The sequence below is a fragment of the Streptomyces sp. 11-1-2 genome (genome assembly GCF_003595545.1).
Classification (GTDB): Bacteria; Actinomycetota; Actinomycetes; order Streptomycetales; family Streptomycetaceae; genus Streptomyces; species Streptomyces hygroscopicus_B.
Genome location: NZ_CP022545.1, coordinates 2,276,051 through 2,295,078, shown reverse-complemented (window position 1 = coordinate 2,295,078; position 19,028 = coordinate 2,276,051). Strand labels below are relative to the sequence as shown.

15 protein-coding genes and 3 pseudogenes are annotated in these 19,028 nt (G+C 69.5%); 10 read left to right on the top strand and 8 right to left on the bottom strand.

Features of this window, described 5'->3' with window-relative positions:
• The first annotated feature begins 56 nt into the window (after positions 1–56).
• On the top strand, positions 57–1,106 hold the full coding sequence (locus CGL27_RS09450) for a zinc-binding dehydrogenase (protein ID WP_119985903.1): 1,050 nt from the start codon (positions 57–59) through the stop codon (positions 1,104–1,106).
• 370 nt (positions 1,107–1,476) lie between these two features.
• Positions 1,477–1,926 (top strand): DUF523 domain-containing protein, encoded by a 450-nt coding sequence (locus tag CGL27_RS09445; protein ID WP_078644760.1) that lies wholly within the window; start codon positions 1,477–1,479, stop codon positions 1,924–1,926.
• 33 nt (positions 1,927–1,959) lie between these two features.
• On the opposite strand, the gene CGL27_RS49910 is transcribed toward CGL27_RS09445, so the two are convergent.
• The 5 genes and pseudogenes from CGL27_RS49910 to CGL27_RS09425 all read right to left on the bottom strand — a co-directional run.
• Positions 1,960–2,121, bottom strand: coding sequence for a hypothetical protein (locus tag CGL27_RS49910; RefSeq protein WP_162952928.1), 162 nt, complete (start codon positions 2,119–2,121; stop codon positions 1,960–1,962).
• Positions 2,122–2,333: 212 nt separating this feature from the next.
• Positions 2,334–3,521 carry an IS701 family transposase gene (locus tag CGL27_RS09440; protein ID WP_119994317.1) on the bottom strand — a complete coding sequence of 396 codons (1,188 nt, stop codon included), beginning with the start codon at positions 3,519–3,521 and terminating at the stop codon, positions 2,334–2,336.
• Positions 3,522–3,897: 376 nt separating this feature from the next.
• The gene (locus CGL27_RS09435) at positions 3,898–5,082 is read right to left on the bottom strand and encodes an IS701 family transposase (RefSeq protein WP_119983735.1); all 1,185 of its coding nucleotides are present in this window, start codon (positions 5,080–5,082) and stop codon (positions 3,898–3,900) included.
• A gap of 58 nt (positions 5,083–5,140) precedes the next feature.
• Entirely contained in the window at positions 5,141–6,001 is an 861-nt protein-coding gene (locus CGL27_RS09430; RefSeq protein WP_162952927.1) for an ornithine cyclodeaminase family protein, read from the bottom strand.
• Positions 6,002–6,027: 26 nt separating this feature from the next.
• Positions 6,028–6,278 (bottom strand): annotated as a pseudogene (locus tag CGL27_RS09425) (proline racemase family protein); the annotation flags it as partial.
• Positions 6,279–7,137: 859 nt separating this feature from the next.
• On the opposite strand from CGL27_RS09425, the gene CGL27_RS09415 reads away from it, so the two are divergent.
• Positions 7,138–8,715 (top strand): PucR family transcriptional regulator, encoded by a 1,578-nt coding sequence (locus tag CGL27_RS09415; RefSeq protein WP_119985899.1) that lies wholly within the window; start codon positions 7,138–7,140, stop codon positions 8,713–8,715.
• 27 nt (positions 8,716–8,742) lie between these two features.
• On the opposite strand, the gene CGL27_RS09410 is transcribed toward CGL27_RS09415, so the two are convergent.
• Positions 8,743–9,864, bottom strand: a complete 1,122-nt coding sequence (locus tag CGL27_RS09410; protein WP_240450423.1) for a serine hydrolase domain-containing protein — start codon at positions 9,862–9,864, stop codon at positions 8,743–8,745.
• Positions 9,865–10,176: 312 nt separating this feature from the next.
• Between CGL27_RS09410 and CGL27_RS09405 the strand changes: the two genes are divergently transcribed.
• From CGL27_RS09405 to CGL27_RS53425, 5 genes and pseudogenes are all read left to right on the top strand, one after another.
• Entirely contained in the window at positions 10,177–11,199 is a 1,023-nt protein-coding gene (locus CGL27_RS09405; RefSeq protein WP_078644763.1) for a membrane dipeptidase, read from the top strand.
• Between the two features lie 137 nt (positions 11,200–11,336).
• Entirely contained in the window at positions 11,337–12,419 is a 1,083-nt protein-coding gene (locus CGL27_RS09400) for a M20 family metallopeptidase (RefSeq protein WP_119994315.1), read from the top strand.
• Entirely contained in the window at positions 12,416–13,186 is a 771-nt protein-coding gene (locus CGL27_RS09395) for a GNAT family N-acetyltransferase (protein ID WP_119985898.1), read from the top strand. Before CGL27_RS09400 ends, CGL27_RS09395 begins: the two co-directional genes overlap by 4 nt.
• A gap of 24 nt (positions 13,187–13,210) precedes the next feature.
• Entirely contained in the window at positions 13,211–14,320 is a 1,110-nt protein-coding gene (gene menC / locus CGL27_RS09390; RefSeq protein ID WP_119985896.1) for an o-succinylbenzoate synthase, read from the top strand.
• 263 nt (positions 14,321–14,583) lie between these two features.
• A pseudogene (locus CGL27_RS53425) lies at positions 14,584–15,697 on the top strand (integrase core domain-containing protein).
• A gap of 272 nt (positions 15,698–15,969) precedes the next feature.
• Here the strand turns inward: CGL27_RS53425 and CGL27_RS51705 are convergent.
• Positions 15,970–16,068 (bottom strand): annotated as a pseudogene (locus CGL27_RS51705) (AraC family transcriptional regulator); the annotation flags it as partial.
• Positions 16,055–16,933, bottom strand: coding sequence for a helix-turn-helix transcriptional regulator (locus CGL27_RS09375; protein WP_240450420.1), 879 nt, complete (start codon positions 16,931–16,933; stop codon positions 16,055–16,057). The gene CGL27_RS09375 and the pseudogene CGL27_RS51705, both read right to left, overlap by 14 nt.
• A gap of 132 nt (positions 16,934–17,065) precedes the next feature.
• On the opposite strand from CGL27_RS09375, the gene CGL27_RS09370 reads away from it, so the two are divergent.
• Positions 17,066–18,016, top strand: a complete 951-nt coding sequence (locus tag CGL27_RS09370; RefSeq protein WP_119985894.1) for an NAD(P)-dependent alcohol dehydrogenase — start codon at positions 17,066–17,068, stop codon at positions 18,014–18,016.
• Positions 18,017–18,157: 141 nt separating this feature from the next.
• Entirely contained in the window at positions 18,158–18,937 is a 780-nt protein-coding gene (locus tag CGL27_RS09365) for an ISAs1 family transposase (RefSeq protein WP_119985892.1), read from the top strand.
• The last annotated feature ends 91 nt before the right edge of the window (positions 18,938–19,028 follow it).

Sequence of the window (19,028 nt, the reverse complement as noted above, 5' to 3'; positions counted from 1 at the left end):
TCGGTGTACGGTGAGAGATGTTCACAGATCAGTATACCTGCGAGGAGGTTCAAACGATGAGTGCGTCCCAGTTCATGCGAGCGGTGCGAATCACAGGGCACGGAGGGCCGGAGGTTTTTGAGCTGACGGAGGTCGCTGTCCCCGCCCCGCGGGCGGGAGAGGTGCTGGTCCAGGTCAGCGCAGTAGCGCTGAACAACACCGACCTGTGGACCCGGGAGGGCGCCTACGGCCGTCCGGGAGACCCGAAGGCGATGTCGGGCTGGCGCGGCCCGATCGGCTTCCCGCGTATCCAGGGCGCCGACGTGGCCGGCCGCGTCGTGGCCGTCGGGACCGGAGTGGAGGGGAGCCTCGTCGGACGCCGAGTGGTCGTCGACCCCGCGATCTACGACACCGAAGGGCCGGACGCCCACCCGGTGGGCCTGATGGGGAGTGAACGCGACGGGGGATACGCCGAGTACGTGACGGCGCCGTTGAAGCGTGTACATGACGTGACGGAATCGCCGCTCACGGACGACCAGCTCGCGACGTTGCCGACCGCCTACGGCACAGCGCTGGGCATGATCGAGCGAGGCCGGCTGCGGAAGGGGGAAACCGCCCTGGTCTCGGGAGCGTCCGGCGGCGTCGGCCTCGCGCTGACGCAGATCGCCCGTGCGCGCGGCGCAAGGGTGCTCGCCATCAGCAGCGGACCCAAGATCGATGCGGTGCGCGAAGCAGGCGCGCACGAAGTCATCGACCGCGCAGGAGACGTCGCCGAGCAGATCCGCACTGCCGCCCCGGAGGGCATCGACGTCGCACTCGACGTCGTGGCCGGCGAACTGGTCAGCGAAGGGCTGCCGCTGCTGCGCGAAGGGGGCCGGTGGGTCATCGCCGGCGCACTCGGTGGCTACGACGTGACCTTTGACGTGCGCCGTCTCTACCTGCACAACGCCCAGGTCATCGGGTCCGCGATGCACACGCCCACACACTTCGACCTCCTCATGGACCTGGCTCGCCGGGCAGAGGTCCAGCCCGTCATCGCGGCGACCTTCCCACTGGACCAGGCCGCTCAGGCCCAGGAAGAACTCTCCCGCAGGGAGCACGTGGGAAAGATCGTCATGCACCTCTGAGTTCCATCCGGCGGATCACGGGCAGAGCCATAAGCGGCCCACCCCGTACTTGGCCGACAAAGCCGTGCTGGACATCCCTTCGACCCGAGCGTCATGGCGCAGCAACGAAGTCTCAAGATCAAGAGCATCGGGGATCAGAAACACGCACTTACCTCGGCCTCGAGCTGAGCGAACTCCGCCTGGAACCGGGCGACGTGATCCCGATCGAGGTGCCCGCGCTCGGGACGGCAGGGGTCACCCTCCAGTCTGGCCGCATCCGGAAAATACTCGGCCCTGCTCTTTGCCCCAGTTGGTCGCGAGCTCGGTCAGGGACATATCCGCTCCGCAGACCGGCGACCGCACCAGCCCACCGCATCGCTAACCTGGCGGCATGGAAGCAATCCTGGTGAGCGCGTGTCTGCGCGGGGTGCCGTGCCGCTTCGACGGACGTCATAAGGTTTCGACGGAGTTCGAGGAGGCAGTGGCCGGTCGCGAAGTCGTCTCCTTCTGCCCAGAGGTCGCGGGCGGGCTCGCGACGCCGCGGAGGCCGGCCGAGCTGGTGGGCGGTGACGGGCACGACGTGCTCGACGGGACGGCGCGGGTCGTCGCAGACACCGGGTATGACGTGACAGAGGCGTTCGTGACCGGAGCACGGCGCGCACTTGCGGCGGCGCGGCAGGGAGGCTGCACAAAGGCGCTGTTGATGCCGCGTAGTCCATCGTGCGGACGGGGTGTGGTGTACGACGGATCGTTCACCGGGGAGCTGGTGCCGGGAGACGGGGTGACCACGGCGCTGCTCGAGCGGAACGGGATCGCCGTGCGGCCCGCACCCGGCGTGTGAAGCTACATGTCCCGGCGATGGACAGGCATCCGCTCACCGTGCCGGTGGCGGGGCCGAAGCGATGAGCCGGGCCGGATGGACGCGGTTGCGGTCGCTGTGCTGGGCGGTCCGAGTGCGGCGGCTGAAGCCGTCGGCGGGAACATGGGTGTTGAGCGGGGCGGCGCGTACGGCGTGGGGAGCAGGACCTGCCCCCACGGTCGACACCGCACCCTTGATCGCCCGGACAGGGCCTAGTACTCCAGCAGCGTTTCGCTATCTGGCCTGGTCAGGGGTGTCGTCCGGAGTGTAGTGGGCTGGTGGTGTGTCAGGGGCGGTCTTGCCGGAGTGCCCCTCCAACGAGTGGAGTCGTCGCCGGTAGTGGCAGTGGCGGGCGACGAGCTGGCGCCTGCGGCGCCAGCGTGACCAGTTCAGCATGTGCGCGCGAAGCGACCGGTCGGGTCGGCGGTTCCCGGTGAGGCGAGGCGCCAGGAGCCGCCGGACTTCTGCCACGGTGAGCGGAGCCAGGGGGCCGGAAGCGTTTCTGCACCCCCCTTTGCTCCCGCGTCGGCCGCCATGACCGCGAGGTAGGCATGGGCAAGCATGGCCAGGGTGATGTGCCGGTACCAGCCGATGTAACGGCGGACCTCGTACTGGTCCAGGCCGCACTCGTTCTTCGCGGCCTGGAAGCACTCCTCGATCTGCCGGCGCATCCCGGCGATCCGCACCAGGTCGGCCACCGCGGCCTCCCGTGGGGCGTAGGCGAGGAAATACGCGATCTGCTCGGGCTTGCTGGGATTGCGGCGGGCCAGTGCCCACCGCCGACGGACGGGAACATCGCCCTGGTAGTCGAACTCGGCCACCGTGGGCAATTCCAGTGCCGCCCAGTGGTAGAGCCGCGGCCCCTTGGCCCCGTCGCCGCACGAGATCGGCTCCCATGCCTCCACGGGGGCCTGAGCGAAGAGGTGGTCGATGCGCGGGCCGAAGACCTGCTGGGACTTGGGCACTGCGAGCACATAGCCGAGACCGGACTGCTCCAGCAGACGGCGGAAGCGTCCCTCTTGCCCGTAGGCGGCGTCCGCGGCCACCCAGGCGAGGGGGAGATCGGAGGCCAGGGCACGCAGTACGAGGCGCTTGGCCAGCTCTCCCTTGGTGGCGAAGCCGCGTTCGTCGGGGACTTTCGCCGCCCGGCAGCGCTCGCGGTCGTCCGTCCACGACCTGGGCAAGTACAGCTCCCGGTCCGCCAAAGCCCGTCCGGTGCTGGTGGCGTAGGCGGCGAAGACACCGATCTGGCAGTTCTCGGTGCGGCCGGCGGTGCCGGAGTATTGGCGCTGCACTCCGGCCGAGGTGGTGCCCTTCTTGATGAAGCCGGTGTCATCGATGACGAGCACCCCGCCGTCATCGCCGAGGTGCTTGGCGACATATGACTGCAGGTCGTCGCGGACGTCGGCGGCGTTCCAGGTTGCTCCATTCAGCAACCGCTGGAGGCCATCGGGGGTGCGATGCCCGGCGAACTCGGCCAGTTGCCAGCCGTTCTTGCGGCCGACAGGGGCGAGCAGGCCCCGCACATAGTCCCGCATCCGGCGCCGCAGGTCGGCACGGCCAAACCGGTGGCCGATGCAGAGGAAGAGGTCGTCGAGTTCTCGTTTCCAGGCCGCGTCCGCATGTTCGTCGATCACGTTGGGAGGCTGTCCGTATCACAGCCCGGCCATTTCCCCGATCCACTCGTTGGAGGGGCACTCCGGCAAGACCGCCCCTGACACACCACCAGCCCACTACACTCCGGACGACACTCCTGACCAGGCCAGATAGCGAAACGCTGCTGGAGTACTAGTACTGCAACGGTGCTTGCTGTGACTGCTGGCCAGTTTCAGGGGCTGTGTCCGCGTCGTTTGTGGTGACTGATTCGGGCCTGGTGCTGGCGTCGGCGGCGCCATGTCGACCAGTGCAGGATGTGGTCGACCGGGGTGGGGTGGCGGTTTGTGAGTCGGGTGATCAGGCGTCGGATCTCGGCGAGGCTGAGGTGGATGAGCTGGGAGGATCCGTTTCTGCTTTGTCGGCGTCGAGTTCGCGGGCGCGCAGGATGGTGAGGCAGGCGTGGGCGGCCATGGCCAGGGTCATGTGGCGGTGCCAGCCGGGGTAGCGGCGGACTTGGTAGTCGTCCAGGCCGCATTCCTGCTTCGCGGTCTGGAAGCATTCCTCAACGGCCCATCGGCTGCCCGCGATGCGGATGAGCTCGTCCAGAGTGGTACCGGCCGGGCAGTAGGCGATGTAGTAGGAGATCTCCTCGGGCCTGCTGACGCTGCGGCGGGCGAGGACCCAGTGCCGGCGGTCATCGCGGTGCCAGGGCCGGACCTCGACGCGGGCCCAGTCATAGATCCGCGGGCCATGTGCCCCCTTGCCGCACGAGCGGCGCTTCCACTTCTGGTGTGGGAGGCCGGGGAACAGGTCGTGGACGGGGTGGTCGATGGACCAGCGGGTGACGACGGTGTCGTGCCGGGTGGTGGCCATGACGTGGAAGACATCGGCCTGTTCCAGCTCGGAGCGCCAGCCCTTGCTGAAGCCGTAGGCGGCGTCCGCCGTCACCCATCCGAACGGGATCTTGTCCCTGATCGCCCGGCGGATCATCGCCTTGGCCATGGTCACCTTCGTCTCGAAGGCGACGCTGTCGTCGATGCCGGCCCGTCGGCACCTTTCCCGGTCGTCCGTCCATGACGTGGGCAGATACAAGCGGCGGTCGATCAGCGTGCGTCCACGATTCGTTGCGTAGGCGAGGAACACACCGATCTGGCTGTTCTCGGTGCGTCCGGCGGTGCCGGAGTACTGCCTTTGCACGCCGGCCGAGCGGATGCCCTTCTTGAGGAAGCCGGTGTCATCGACGATCAGAACGGCTTCCCGGTCTCCGAGCTGTTCGACGACGTAGTCACGTACGTCGTCCAGGACCTCGTCGGCGTCCCAGTCGATCCGGTTCAGCAGCCGGTGGATGCGGTCGGGCCCCGTGTGCCCGGCTTCTTCCGCGAGCGTCCAGCCGTTCTTCCGCTCCAGCGGAGCAATCAGCCCCCGCATATAGGCCAGCGCCGACTGACGTGGCTCCTCCCGGTTGAACCGGTGCACGAACCGCTCGTGCACCGCACTCAGTTCCCCGGCCCACAACCTGACATCAGCAAGGTCCCCACCCATAACCGGACCAACGACTGAGCTGGCCAGCAGTCACGGCAAGCACCGTTGCAGTACTAGTTCATATCCCGGCTGCCTCGAAGTGGGCTGCGGCGAGCACCAGGTCTTCCCAGGCCATGCCTACGCTCTTGAAGAAGCGCGGTCGGTCCGGGGGGATCTCGTGCCTGCCCGACACGACATCGGCCAGGCACACCAGCTCGCCGGGATCGACGGCGCCTGCCTGGACCGCCTGGACCACATCGCCGGCTTCGCGCAGCGCGGCCGAGACCGCTTCGACGATCACTGTGGACCTGGCGACCGCCGTTTCGTCGACCTCCCGGGCGTCGGGCTCGTGCGAGCCGACGGCCACGATGGTCGCCGATGCCGGCAGCAGGGCGCCGTCGAACAACGGGGTGCGTGCCGTCGTGCAGCACGCGACGATATCCGCGTGCACGATGTCGTCCACGGTGCCGACCCGCGCCCCGGCCTCGGCCGCGAAAGTGCGGGCACGGTCGGCGTTCCGGCCGATGACCACGACGTCCTGGATCGGCCGGACGCGGCCGAGGGCCTCCAGATGGGACCGGGCCTGCGGTCCTGTTCCGAACAGGACAAGTCGGCTCGCATCCGGCCCGGCCAGCGCGTCGGCGGCCACCGCCGACACAGCGGCGGTGCGTACGGATGTGAGGGCGATCCCGTCGAGCAGGGCCAGCGGGGTGAGGGTCTCGCCGTCCAGGAGCAGGTAGTTGCCGTGAATGCGGGGGAGGCCACGGGCCGCGTTGCCCGGTGCCACGGTCACCATTTTCACCCCGGCGTAGTTCCTCCAGTGCGCGGGCATGAGCAGGAGCTGGCCGTGTGGCACCGGGACGACGGAGCGCGGCGGCCCCGCCTCCGGGTCCAGTCCGTCGAGCAAGCTCTTGCGCAGGACATCGATGGCGGCCGCCATGGGCGGGGCGCCTTCCAGGAACGGGATCACAGGTAGAAGCCCTCCGGGAGCGAATCCTCCGGATCGAGGAAGAACTGCGCGGTTCCGGTCAACCACGCACGACCAGTGATCGTAGTGATGACGGCCGGGAGTGAGGCAACGGTCGTCGTATCGACCAGACGCCCCTCGAACCGGTGCCGAGAACGGACTCGTACACGAACGGCTCGTCGGGCGGCAGCTTGCTTGCGGCGTGCAGTAGCGCCATACGCGACGAGGCGCCGGTGCCACGGGACGACCGTCGACGCGCGGGCGCGCGGCGAGGAGGAACGTGGCGGCTTCGGGTCCGCCTCACCACATGGGACACGGTCTTAACAGGCCGTCCGGGAGGCTGTCTTCGGGTACCTGTCCTCGGTCGTTTCAAGCCTCGATCCACCGACTACGCGAAGGGAACGGCGTGCCGGATGCCGCACCGCGGGTGCGACCCCTGACGCATGAGGATGTACCCGCCTCCCTACGGACGTTGACCCGCGCGTTCGCGGACTGCTCCTTTACCCGGCACGTCCTCGCCGCCAACCACCACCAGGAACGGCTGTGCCGCTTCCAGGAGTTGTTCCTGGTCCGCGTCGCGATGGAATACGGCCGCGCGTGGGTGGCCGGCGACTGCCGTGCCGTGGCCGCCTGGACCACTCCGGATCGGGACCCAGGTCCCGGGTTCGCCGCGATCGGCCCGCCGGCCACCGAGCTCGCGGGGGACCGGGCGGCGGCCATGGAGTCCGCTCAGGAGGCACTGGCACCGCACCGCCCGAAAGACCCGGTGTGGTTCCTCGCCACCGTCGGGGTGGATCCGCGGGCCCAGGACAGGAGCCTGGGCACTGCGGTCATCCGGCCCGGCCTGGAGGGGGCCGAACGCGCGGGGTCCCGGTGTTCTTGGAGACCTCGGAGGCGGACAACGTGCGGTTTTACGAACGTCTCGGCTTCGCCGTCACGGCCGAGGTGCCCCTCCCCGGCGGCGGCCCCCGCACCTGGTGCATGCTCCGGGAACCCCAAGCCCCCGGTAGACAGCGAGTTGCGATCGGCCAATTGGCCGGGCGCTTGCGGGAAACAAAATATCCTCTCCGGGCAGCGGCCCGTCCGGGCCGGGGCTTTGAGGAGCACCTTTGAACGCTTGTACGCTCGGCGACCTCGTCGGCAGCTTGGCCCTGCGGCTGCACACCGCGCCCGCCTGCCCCGCCACCCCGGTCACCGAGGTGCTGCTGTATGACGCGCACGTCCCGCTCCCGCACGCACCCGGGGCTCTGCTGCTGGCGGTCGGAGTGCGGGCAGTCGCGGCCGGGTCGCTGGTGCCGGCCGCGGCGGCGGCCGGGGTGACCGGGGTCGTGGTGCGGGGCGCGGACGGGCCGGTCAGGGAGGCCGAAGCGTATGGTGTGGCGCTGCTGTCGGTCGACGAGGAGGTGTCCTGGCACCATGTCTATCTGATGCTGGCCTCGGCGATCGGCGCCCGGTCCGCCCCCGGAGGTGGGCCGGGTGACCTGTTCGCGCTGGCCGACGCGATTGCGGCGGCGACCGGCGGGGCCACATCTGTGGAGGACCCGCAACAGCGGATTCTGGCCTACTCCACGGTGCCCGGTCAGCCGGTCGATGAGGACCGCCGCCAGGGCATCCTCGGCCTTCAGGTCCCGGGCGGCGTGGCGAACGAGGACCAGGTCCGGCTGGTGTTCGGCTCGGACGGGCCGGTGCGGCTGCCTCCGCTCACCGCGGGGGACCTGCCGCGGCTCGCCGTCGCGGTGCGGGCCGGTGGCGAGACGCTCGGCTCGATCTGGGTGGTCGACGGCGGCACGCTGGCCGCGGGCGTAGAGGAGACCCTGGCCCAGGGCGCGTCCACGGCGGCATTGCTTCTGCTGCGCGCCCGCGTGGCCCAGGAACTGGCTCGCGATCAGAACACCTACCTGGTACGCCGGTTGCTGGAGGGTTCGACGGATGCCTCGACGGCGGCGCACCGCCTGGGGTGGGACGCGGTCCGGGTGGCCGCGTTCGTGCTGGACTCATCGGCAAGTGTGCCGGACGCCGAGCGGACCCTGCTCAGGCTGCTGGACGTCGTGCGCCTGCAGTGCGAGGCCCGCCACGGGCAGCATGGGTGCGTGCTCCTGGACGGGGTGGTGTACGCCTTGCTGCCCGCGCCCGGGAAGCAAGGCGGGGAGCATATGACGCAGGAGCAGAGGACTGCCGACCGGCGGCACCGGCAGTTGGCGGAGGACATCGTGCGCCGGGCCGGGCGGTCGCTGCGGGTGCCGGTACGGGCGGCGCTCGGCGAGGTGGTGCCCGACCTCGGCGAGGTGGCGGACTCGCGGGCGGACGCGGACCTGGTCCTGCGGCTGCTGGACGACGATCTGCCGGTGGCCACCGTAGCCGAGGTGCGTCCCCGTGTGACGCTGCTGCGGCTCCGCGATGTGATGGGGGAGCGGCGGGGGTTGAGGGCGGGCGCCTGGCGGCGGGTGCTGGCGGCGGACGCCGAGCACGGCACCGATTACGCCCGCACCCTGGTGTCCTGGTTCGACGCGGGCTGTGACGTGGCGGGCGCGGCCAAGGCGCTGTCCGTCCATCCCAACACCTGCCGCTACCGTCTGAAGCAGGTCGGCCGGCAGCTCGGGATCGACTTGGAGGACCCTGATGAACGGCTGGTTCTCTGGCTGCAGTTGAGGGTTCTGGCCGAGGGCTCCTGGTCATCTGGTCCCTGACAGCCGCTCCCTGTCAGCCGCCCCCCGTCAGCGCAGGTCGCGGATGAGTTCGCGGAGGATGGAGTCCACCTTCTCCTCCTTGAACTCTTCCGAGCCGATCAGCAGCGTCACGGCCCGCCGGCCGTCATCGGTGACAGCGTTCCTGAGCTTGTGGCCGGTCTCCATGAAGCCGCTGTGTCCCCAGGTGACGAAGCCCGGGGTGCTCTCATATCGCTCGACTCCCAGGCCGTAGCGCCCGCCGCTCTCCTCGGGGTCCGCAACGGTCCGCTTCATCTCGGCCAGCTGGGCCGGGGCCAGCAGCTTCCCGGACATCAGCGCGGTGAAGAAGGCGGTGACGTCGGCACCGGTGGAGACCAGCGCACCGGATGCGTCGGCCGCGGAGACGTTCCACTCCGTCCAGTCCAGCAGCTTCCCGGACCGCTTCACGTAGCTTCGCAGGTCCGGCTTGGGGAGCGTGGTCCGGTCGCCCGGCCAGGAGGTGTTGCGCAGTCCGAGGGGCTGGATGATCCGCTCTTTGATCTCGGTGCCGATGCCGCGGCCGGTGACCTTGGTGACGATCAGGCCGGCCAGATTGTAGTTGGTGTTGGAGTAGGAGAAGCGGTGCGGAGTGCTGTCGTCGGCCGGGGGCAGAGTCAACGCCTGCAGGACCGTGTCCAGGGGCTCGAAGTGATCCCAGCGGTGCGCAAGCTCGTCCTCCCAGTACGGCGCGTCCAGGTAATCGGGCAGGCCACTGGTGTGCTGCAGCAGCTGCCGAATCGTGATCTTGCGCCCGTCATAGTGCTCGGTGCGGATCAGACCCGGCAGATAGTGGTCGACGGTGTCATCGAGCTTGATCCTGCCTTCGCCGACGAGCTGGAGCACGACCGTGGCCACCCAGGTCTTGGTGTTGCTGGCAATACGGCTGTGCTCATTGCCGACGACCTCACGTCCCGTCCTCAGGTCGGCGAGGCCGACCCCGGCGTTCCGCACACCGCAGCGTGGACTCTTCACCGTCACGCTGATCCCCGAGGCGTCGGCGCTGCCCAGTTCCTTCAACGCCTTCTCTATGGGCTTCGTGTCACACCCCGGTGCCGCGGCCGACGCGGCGGGAGCAGCCAGCAGAGGGACGATGACCGCCAATGCCGCAACAACGCTTGTCCTACGTCGCATCAAGTCTCCTTCATCCCGTGCGGTTACGTGCGGCGCAACCGGTTGCCCACAGCATCGGGCATGGGCCGGCCCTGGGCATGCAGCGCCCGGCAAGGGATTTCACGCATGGTTTGTGCGCCTGGCCAACAGGCCGTCTCATTCGATCTGTTATGCGGCGGAGCTTTGTCCACACGTCCAAGCAACGACCTGCTGATTTGTTCTGCGAGACCAAGGCGCGGGGGCTCACCGCGCGTACGTTGAGGACACGTTCCCCGAGCCCCCCGCAGGTATGCCGGGGTCACGTCTGCCCCCGTCCCCGCGAAAGGCTCCGCCGTGTCCTTGAATCCGCGTCACCGCGCCGTCGTCGCCGATGCCCACAACGACCTCCTCATGGCCGTCGCGGCCCGTCCCGCGAAGCGCTGGGGCGGCTACTTCCGGGACCGGTGGCTGCCGCAACTGCGCGAGGGCGGCGTGGACATCCAGGTGCTGCCCGTGTTCATCGACGACCAGTACCGCCCCGAGGGAGCGCTGCGGCAGACCCTCCGCATGGTCGAGTGCGGCCACGTTCTCGCCGAGGCCAACGCCGACCAGGTCGCGCTGTGCGGCAACGGTGCGGACATCGACAGGGCCCTCGCCGAGGACAGGATCGCCCTCGTTCTCGCGCTGGAGAGCGCACCGGGCATCGACGCCTCCGTCGAACTGTTCTCCACCCTTTTCCGGCTCGGCGTGCGGATCGCCTCGATCGCCCACTGGGGACGCACCCCGCTCGCCGACGGCAGCCGGGAGAACGCCACCGGCAGCCGGCTCACCCTCCCCGGTATCGAGGCGCTGCGGGAAATGGAGCGCCTGGGCATGCTCTTCGACATCTCCCACCTGGGGGAGAGCGGTGTCGCCCATGTCCTTGAGCTCACCACCCGCCCGCTGATCGCCACCCATTCCTGCGCCCGCGCCCTGCGGGACCACCACCGCAACCTCACCGACGACCAGATCCGTGGTGTGGCCGATACCGGCGGCGTGGTGTGCGTGAACTTCGTCCCGGACTTCCTCACCGACGACCAGGCGAAGGTGAACGTCGACCGGGTCGTCGACCACATCGAGCACATCGCTTCCGTGGCAGGGATCGACCACGTCGGCCTCGGCTCGGACTTCCTCCGCGAGGTCACGGCGGACCTCACCCCACCCTGCTGCGAGAACACCGACGACGAGGACCCCCTGTTCGACTTCCCCGGCCTGGCGGGCCCGGCCGACATGCCCCTGGTGACCGAGGCAATGACCCGCCGGGGCCTGCCCGAGGAGGACGTCCTGAAGATCCTGGGCGGGAACCTGCGACGGCTCATGACCACCCACATGGGCTGACGCCGGCGCAAGCCCGACGGAGCCCCGCGCGTCCTGCGTCCGGCCCATCAGTCGTTCCGCCTCTGGAGGTTTCACCCGTGCCGCACGATGATGACCGCTTCTCCGCGCGGGCGGACGGTGCGCCGCCCCTGGGCGCCATGCTCGCGGACCTCGAAGAACTCGTCACCTGCGAGTCCTACTCGGCCGACCACGCGGCCCTGGCCCGCAGTGGCCAGGTGGTCGCCGCGCAGGGCAGCCGTCTGCTCGGTGCCCCGCCCCGAACGCTGGTCATCGAGGGGGTCACCCACCTCCAGTGGGGCTTTGGCACGCCGCGCGTCCTGCTGCTGGGCCATCACGACACCGTCTGGCCGACCGGCTCCATCAGGACCCTGCCCTGGTCGGTCGAGCAGGGCGTCGCCCGCGGGCCCGGGGTCTTCGACATGAAGGCCGGGCTGGTCCAGATGTTCCACGCCCTCGCCTCGCTGCCCTCCCTCGATGGCCTCTGCGTGCTCGTCACCGGTGACGAAGAGACCGGTTCGGCCACCTCCCGCCCGCTCATCGAGGTCATCGCGCGCCAGTGCTCGGCCACCTTCGTCATGGAGCCATCGGCCCCCGGAGGGGCCCTGAAGACCAGCCGCAAGGGCGTATCCGGCTACGACATCACCGTGCACGGCCGCGCCGCCCACTCCGGGCTCGAACCGGAGAAGGGGGTCAACGCGGCCACCGAACTTGCCTGCCAGATCCTCGCTCTGCAGAACGTCGCCGACACCGTCATCGCCTCCACCGGGCCCGGGACGACCGTCACTCCCACGGTGATGCGGGCCGGCACCTCGAACAACACCGTACCCGCGCGGGCCGAGCTGAGCGTGGACGTGCGCGTGCCCGATCCGGCGGCGCAGGAGGCGGTCGACCGGCTCATCAGGGCCCTGGAGCCGCAGTTCCCGGGCGCCCGACTGCAGATCGACGGCGGTCCCAACCGTCCGCCCCTGGCCCCCGGCGCCTCCCGGGCGCTGTTCGAGCTGGCCGCCGAACAGGCCGCACGGCTCGGCCTCGGCCCGCTGCGCCAAGCGGCTGTCGGCGGAGCCTCCGACGGCAACTACACCGCCGGGGCCGGATGCCCCACACTCGACGGACTCGGTGCGGTCGGCGACGGTGCGCACGCCGACCACGAACACGTCATCACCGCCACCATGCCGGCCCGTGCCCGGCTGCTGGCCCATCTCGTCGGAGCGCTGCGATGAACGGACCGACTGTCCGAGAGCTCCACGTCATGGAGGACTTCGACGCCGCCAATCTCCTCTACGCCGACATCTGGGGGACCGAACCCGGCAGCAGCTCGCCCATCTCCGCCGAGGTCATGCGGGCCCTGTCCCACTCCGGCAACTACGTGGCCGGAGCGTACGAGGACGACCGGCTGGTCGGTGCCTCCGTCGCCTTCTTCGGCGAACCCATGGGCACCAGCCTTCACTCGCACATCACCGGCGCCGTCATGGGGCGTGGCGTGGGCCTCGCCCTCAAGACGCACCAGCGGCAGTGGGCACTCGCCCGCCGGCTGCGGCGCATCACCTGGACCTACGACCCACTCATCCGCCGCAACGCCTACTTCAACCTGGTCAAGCTCGGCGCCCGGCCGGAGCAGTATCTGACCTCCTTCTACGGCGCGATGGACGACGCCCTCAACGGCGGCGACGAGTCCGACCGGGTCCTGGCCGCCTGGGACCTCACCGCGCCCGCCCCGCCCGGGACGATCGAGCCGCCTCCCGGCGCCGCGCACGGCCTCCGCAACCACCATGGCCACCCGGAGACCACCGCAACCGACGCCGGCACCGTACTCATCGACCTCCCGGACGACATCGAGGCCCTGCGCCGCACGGATCCCGGCGCCGCCCGGGCCTGGCGCTTGGCCGTACGGCACACCCTGGGCGGCCTGCTCGCCGAAGGCGCCCGCGTCGTCGGCTTCCACGAACGCCGCCGCTACGTGGTCCAGCGCACAACACCCCGTTCCTGACCGCCAACAGAGGAGCCACCAGTCATGAAGACGAAGATCTCCGGCGTCGAGCTGCGGCGGATCGCGATGCCGCTCGTCGCCCCGTTCCGTACCTCCTTCGGCGTGGAGACCAGCCGCGATGTGCTGCTGGTCCGTGTCGTCACCGCCGACCGTGAGGGCTGGGCCGAGTGTGCGGCCATGTCCGAACCTCGCTACTGCTCCGAGTACGTCGACGGTGCGCAGGACGTCCTGCGTAGGTTCCTCATCCCCGCCCTGCCGAAGGACGGCCTGGACGCGCAGGAGGTGGGACGCGTCCTGGCGCCCTTCACCGGCCACCGGATGGCGAAGTCCGCGCTGGAGACAGCGGTGCTGGACGCCCAGCTCCGCGGCGTCGGCGAGTCCTTCGGCGGCTATCTGGGTGCCGCCCGGGGCCGGGTGCCCTGCGGAGTCTCCGTCGGGATCATGGACTCCGTGCCCGCGCTCCTCGACGCCGTGGCGGGATACCTCGCCGAGGGCTACGTCCGGATCAAGCTGAAGATCGAGCCCGGTTGGGACGTCGAACCCGTACGCGCCGTGCGCGAGCGCTTCGATGACGATCTGATCCTGCAAGTCGACGCCAACGCCGCCTACACCCTGGCCGACGCTCAACACCTCGCTCAGCTGGACGACTTCCGCCTTCTGCTGATCGAACAGCCACTGGCCAACGACGACATGGTCCAGCACGCCGAACTGGCCAAGCTGCTGCGCACCCCGATCTGCCTGGACGAATCCATCAAGTCCGCCGCCGACGCCGCGGCGGCCATCTCTCTCGGTTCCTGCTCCGTCATCAACATCAAGCCGGCCCGGGTCGGCGGCTATCTCGAAGCCCGCCGCATCCACGACCTCGCCCGCGCCCATGGCATCCCCGTCTGGTGCGGCGGCATGCTGGAGACCGGTATCGGCCGCGCCGCCAATGTCGCCCTGGCCGCCCTGCCGGGCTGCACCCTCCCCGGCGACACCTCCGGCTCCAACCGGTACTTCGCCACCGACATCACACAGCCGTTCGTCCTCACCGCCGGCCACCTCGATGTCCCCACCGGCCCCGGCCTCGGCGTCGAGCCGCTGCCCGACGTCCTCAACGAGGTCACCACCTCCAGCGAATGGATACCGCTGTGAGCACCTATCGGGTCTGAGTGGCGAGCATGGCGTATCCGCCGGCGGGTCGAATGGCGAGAATGGCGTATCCGACAGCGGGCCCGAGCCGGGAGTGGACATGGACGCGGTGGTGGAGTGGGTGGACGCCCGCGAGAGGCTGCCGGGGGACGGTATGCCAGTGGCGGCGGCGACATCGGGCCGCTACCCCGAAGGGTGTCTTTATTGCCGTACGGTGGTTGGCCTGGGGCTTTGCGATCGCCTACGTATGGGCATGATCAGTGATCATGAGTCTGCGACTGCTCTACCTGATCTTCTGCCGACTACTGGGCTGCCTCCTCCTGGTGGGCCGTTCGACCGCCTCGAACAATGCCGAGATCCTCGCCCTTCGTCATGAGGTCGCTGTGCTTCGTCGGCAGGCCGAGCGGCCGCGGCTGTCGTGGGCTGATCGTGCCGTGCTCTCCGCTCTCGCACGGCACCTGCCACCCGTCTTACGTCGCCATCGGCTGGTCACCCCGGGCACCCTGCTGAACCTGGCACCGGCGTCTGGTGCGCTGGAAGTGGCGCCAGACGGCGGTCAGATCCGGTCGTGCACCATTGCCGGAAGAGACAGTTGCGCTCATCCAGCGCCTGGCGAGAGAGAACCCGACCTGGGGGTATGTCAGGATCCAAGGTGAGTTGCGTCGGCTTGGTCATCGGGTCGCCGCTGCGACTATCCGGCGCGTTCTGCGCCGCTCGGGTCTACCGCCCGCACCGCAGCGCGCATCCCAGTAGACTTGGCGCTCCTTCCTCCGCGCCCAGGCTCACACGCTGCTCGCTTGCGATTTCATGCACGTGGAGACCGTCTTCCTCAGACGTCTCAATGTCTTCTTCGTCATGGAGATCGCCACCCGGCGCGTGCACGTCCTGGGTGTCACCGCCCATCCGACCGGCGCATGGGTCACCCAACTCGCCCGCAACCTGCTCATGGACCTTGAGGAGAGGACTGGGTGCTTCCGGTTCCTCATCCGCGACCGGGACAGCAAGTTCACCGGCGCGTTCGACGCCGTCTTCGCCGGCAACGGCACAGCCGTCATCCCGACCCCGCCGCAAGGCCCCCGGTCCAACGCCTTCGCCGAACGATGGATACGCACGGCCCGCGCCGAATGCACCGACCGGCTCCCTATCACCGGTGAACGACACCTGCGTACGGTCCTCGACCAGTACGCCGAGCACTACAACGCCGGACGAGCCCACCGCGGCCTCGGGCTACGAGCACCCGACGACGACCCGCACATCATCCCCCTACCTGCTGGCGCAGTCAGGCGCCGACAGGTACTTGGTGGACTGCTCAACGAGTACCACACCACGCCACTCCGACCGCCTCACCATCCACAGGGAACGCCCAGCTCAGCAGCCTGATCGGAATATTGACACCCCTCAGGGGTCGCGGGATCCGATGCCGCCGGCGCCCGCTGTGCCGCCTTGGGGGCGACGGTGAGCGACGCGCTGGAACTGCCGGTCTTTACAAGCGGCTGAGTCCTCACACACTGCGTCTGCCGAACAACTGACCCTGGCAGCACGCGTGGACGCAACTGTTCGCCACCATCCACCCGCCGTCCGAGGCACCCTGACGTGACCGACGGCCCACCAGGGCCCAACCCGAGCCGAACCGTGGAAGAGCCGGGCAGACCAATAGGCAGGTCGGTGCGTTCCAGGAGTGCGCAGGCCTGCTCGATGCGTTGGGTGAGCCACCGTCCCGGCGAGGTGCCGATTTCGTCACGGAAGCGTCGGATGGGAGGTGTTGAGTAGGCCGGTGAGCAGTTGGAGCCGCTCGGCGTCGGGGCTGTCTTCGGCGGCGGTGCAGATGATGAGCACGGGGCCGGGAGCGCCCGGCATCGGGTAGGCGTCCCAGTCCAGGTTGAGTTCGCCGACCAGGGGGTGGCTGATGCGCATCTGGCCGCGGGTCGGTTCCTCCACATCATGGCGGGCCCACAGAGCCGCGAACTCATCGCTGCGGACGGCGAGTTCACCCACCAGTTGGACGGCGCGCGGGTGCCCCGGATCGGCGGCGACCTGCGTCCGCAGCATCCCGATCAGCTCTGCGACCGTGGCCGCCCGTTCCGGGCATGCCTGGTCGGCCTCGGGGTGCAGGAGCAGCGACAGCAGGTTGCGCTGCTCCTGAGGCTGCTGGGTGAGCTCGCCCAGCAGGGCACCGGCCAGCGGACTCCAGGCCAGCACGTCCAGGAAGCGGCCGACCACCAGGGCGGGCGAGGTCATGGTGCGCAGCAGTCGGAGCGTGGTGTCGGGTACCTCCTCCGGCTCGTACGGACGCGGGCGGCGGGCCGGGGTACGCGCGGCGGCGGCGAGGGTGTGCAGGTGCCGGGACTCCTCGGCGGAGAAGTTGAGGGCGCGCGCGAGGGCGTCGAGGACCTGATCGGAGGGCCGTACGTCGCGCCCCTGTTCCAGGCGCTGGTAGTAGTCCGCGCTCATCCCGGCCAGCAGGGCCAGTTCCTCCCGCCGCAGCCCGGCGACGCGTCGCCGGGAGCCGGGTTCCAGGCCAACGTCCTTCGGGTGCAGTCGAGTTCGGCGGGTCCGCAGGAACTCGGCGAGTTCGCGTCGGGGATCGTCGCTCATGGCGAGGGGGGCGTCGGTCACGGCGTCAGTATGCCTCCGACGCGACTCGTGAGGGTGGGTCTGCCAGTCCCAGGAGAAGGGGAACGACCGTGATGCCGCGTGCAGGGTCCAGCATCGGATCCACCACACAGCAGGCCGCGGAAGGACAGCGACATGAAGACCGTTCAGATCACGAGTTTCGGTGCACCGGACGTCCTGCGGGTCAATGACGTCGCCCGCCCCGTTCCCGCTGCGGGCGAGGTACTGGTGTCGGTCGAGGCGTCCAGTGTGAACGGACACGACGTGATCGTCCGCGCCGGGGAGTTGAAGATGGTGTCGGGACGCCGCTTCCCGATCGGCGTGGGGCTGGACTTCGCCGGCACCGTCGCCGCGACCGGCGCCGATGTCGCGGGTTACCGGGTCGGGGACCGGGTGTGGGGCACGGTGCACCCCCGGCAGCGGCACACCACCGGTGGGGCGGCCGAGTACGTCGTGGTGTCCGCCGGCCGCATCGCGCCCGCCCCGGCCGGCCTCTCACCGGCGGACAGCGCCTCCCTGGTCGTCGCGGGCGCCACGGCGTTGATCGCGCTGCGCGACAGCGTGCACCTGGCGAGCGGGGAACGGGTCCTGGTCCGGGGCGCGGCCGGCGGAGTCGGTACAGCCGCCGTGCAACTGGCACACGCCATGGGCTGCCATGTGACCGCGCTGGCCCGGGACCGCCACGCCAAGCTCCTTACCGACCTCGGTGCCGACGAGGTCCTGGACTACGGCTCCACCACCTCGGACCACATCGGCCCCTTCGACGTCATCGCGGACACGGTCGGCTCGGAACTGAACTGCTACCGGAGCCGGTTGACCAAGGGGGGCCGGATGGTCACCGTGGGACTGTCCGCTTCGGCCCTGGCCGCGATCGCCGCCTCCAGCGTGCACGGTGCCCGCCGCATCCGTACCTTCAGCGCCAATCCCGACACCACCGTGCTGAGTGACCTGGCCGACTACGTCACGACGGGTGCGCTGCGCCCGGTGGTCCACAGCGTGTACCCGCTCGCGGACATCGCCGCCGCGCACGAGGCGTTCGAACGCGGCGGCGTCGTGGGCAAGCACGTGGTCACGGTGGCCGCCTAACCCCTGTGCCGTTCAGGAATACGTCGCTGCAGGTCGTAGGCCGTCTGGCCGCGTGTTGCAGTGGCTGGACGGCGATCAACTGGACCTCGCATCGGTTGCTGGGCGGCCGCGTGAACCGAGCCGGTCGGAGCCGCCCGGCGGTTGATCGCGGTGGATGGCAAGCGGGTGCGCGGCTCGGGTGGCCATGACGTCGAGCCGCGGCATCTGCTGGGGGCGATCGAACACGGCCACGGGGTGGTGCCGGCGCAGCGCGAGGTCGGCTGCAAGACCAACGAGATCACCGAGTTCGCGCCGTTGCTCGACACCGTCGAGTTGACCGGTTCAGTGGTCACCGCGGACGCGCTGCACGCCCAGCGTGGCCACGCCGACTACCTCGTGCTCGAACGCGGCGCCCACTACCTGCTGACGGTCAAGGGCCACCAGCCGACACTGTTCACGCAGATCAAGGCGCTGCCGTGGAAGGACGCTCCGGTCGTGGACAACAGCGAGGACCGCGCCCAGGGCCGCATCGAGCGGCGCAGCGTCAAGGTCGTCACCATCGCCCCCGGGACCCTGTTTCCGCACGCCCGCCAAGCCATCCAGATCACCCGCAAGACCCGCCGGCTCGACAGCACGAAATGGACCACCGAGATCGCCCACGCGGTAACCAGCCTGACCGCCGAGCAGGCCACCGCGCGCCAGCTCGCCGCGTGGGCACGCGGCCACGGGCGCATCGAAAACCGACCGCACTGGGTCCGCGACGTCACCTTCGACGAGGACCGATCCCAGATCCGCACAGGCAACGGTCCGCGCATCATGGCTTCACTACGCAACCTCGCCATCAGCATGCTGCGCCTGCACGGCGCGACCAACATCACCCAAGCCCTGCGACATCACGCCTGGAACCCGCACCGCCCCGTCCAACTGCTGCTGACCTGCTGAAATGCGACTTTGCCGGGACCCTGCGCCCTACCCTCAACGTTCTGCGGCGAACTCATGCCGGATATCGCCCCCACGCGACGAGAGATTAAGT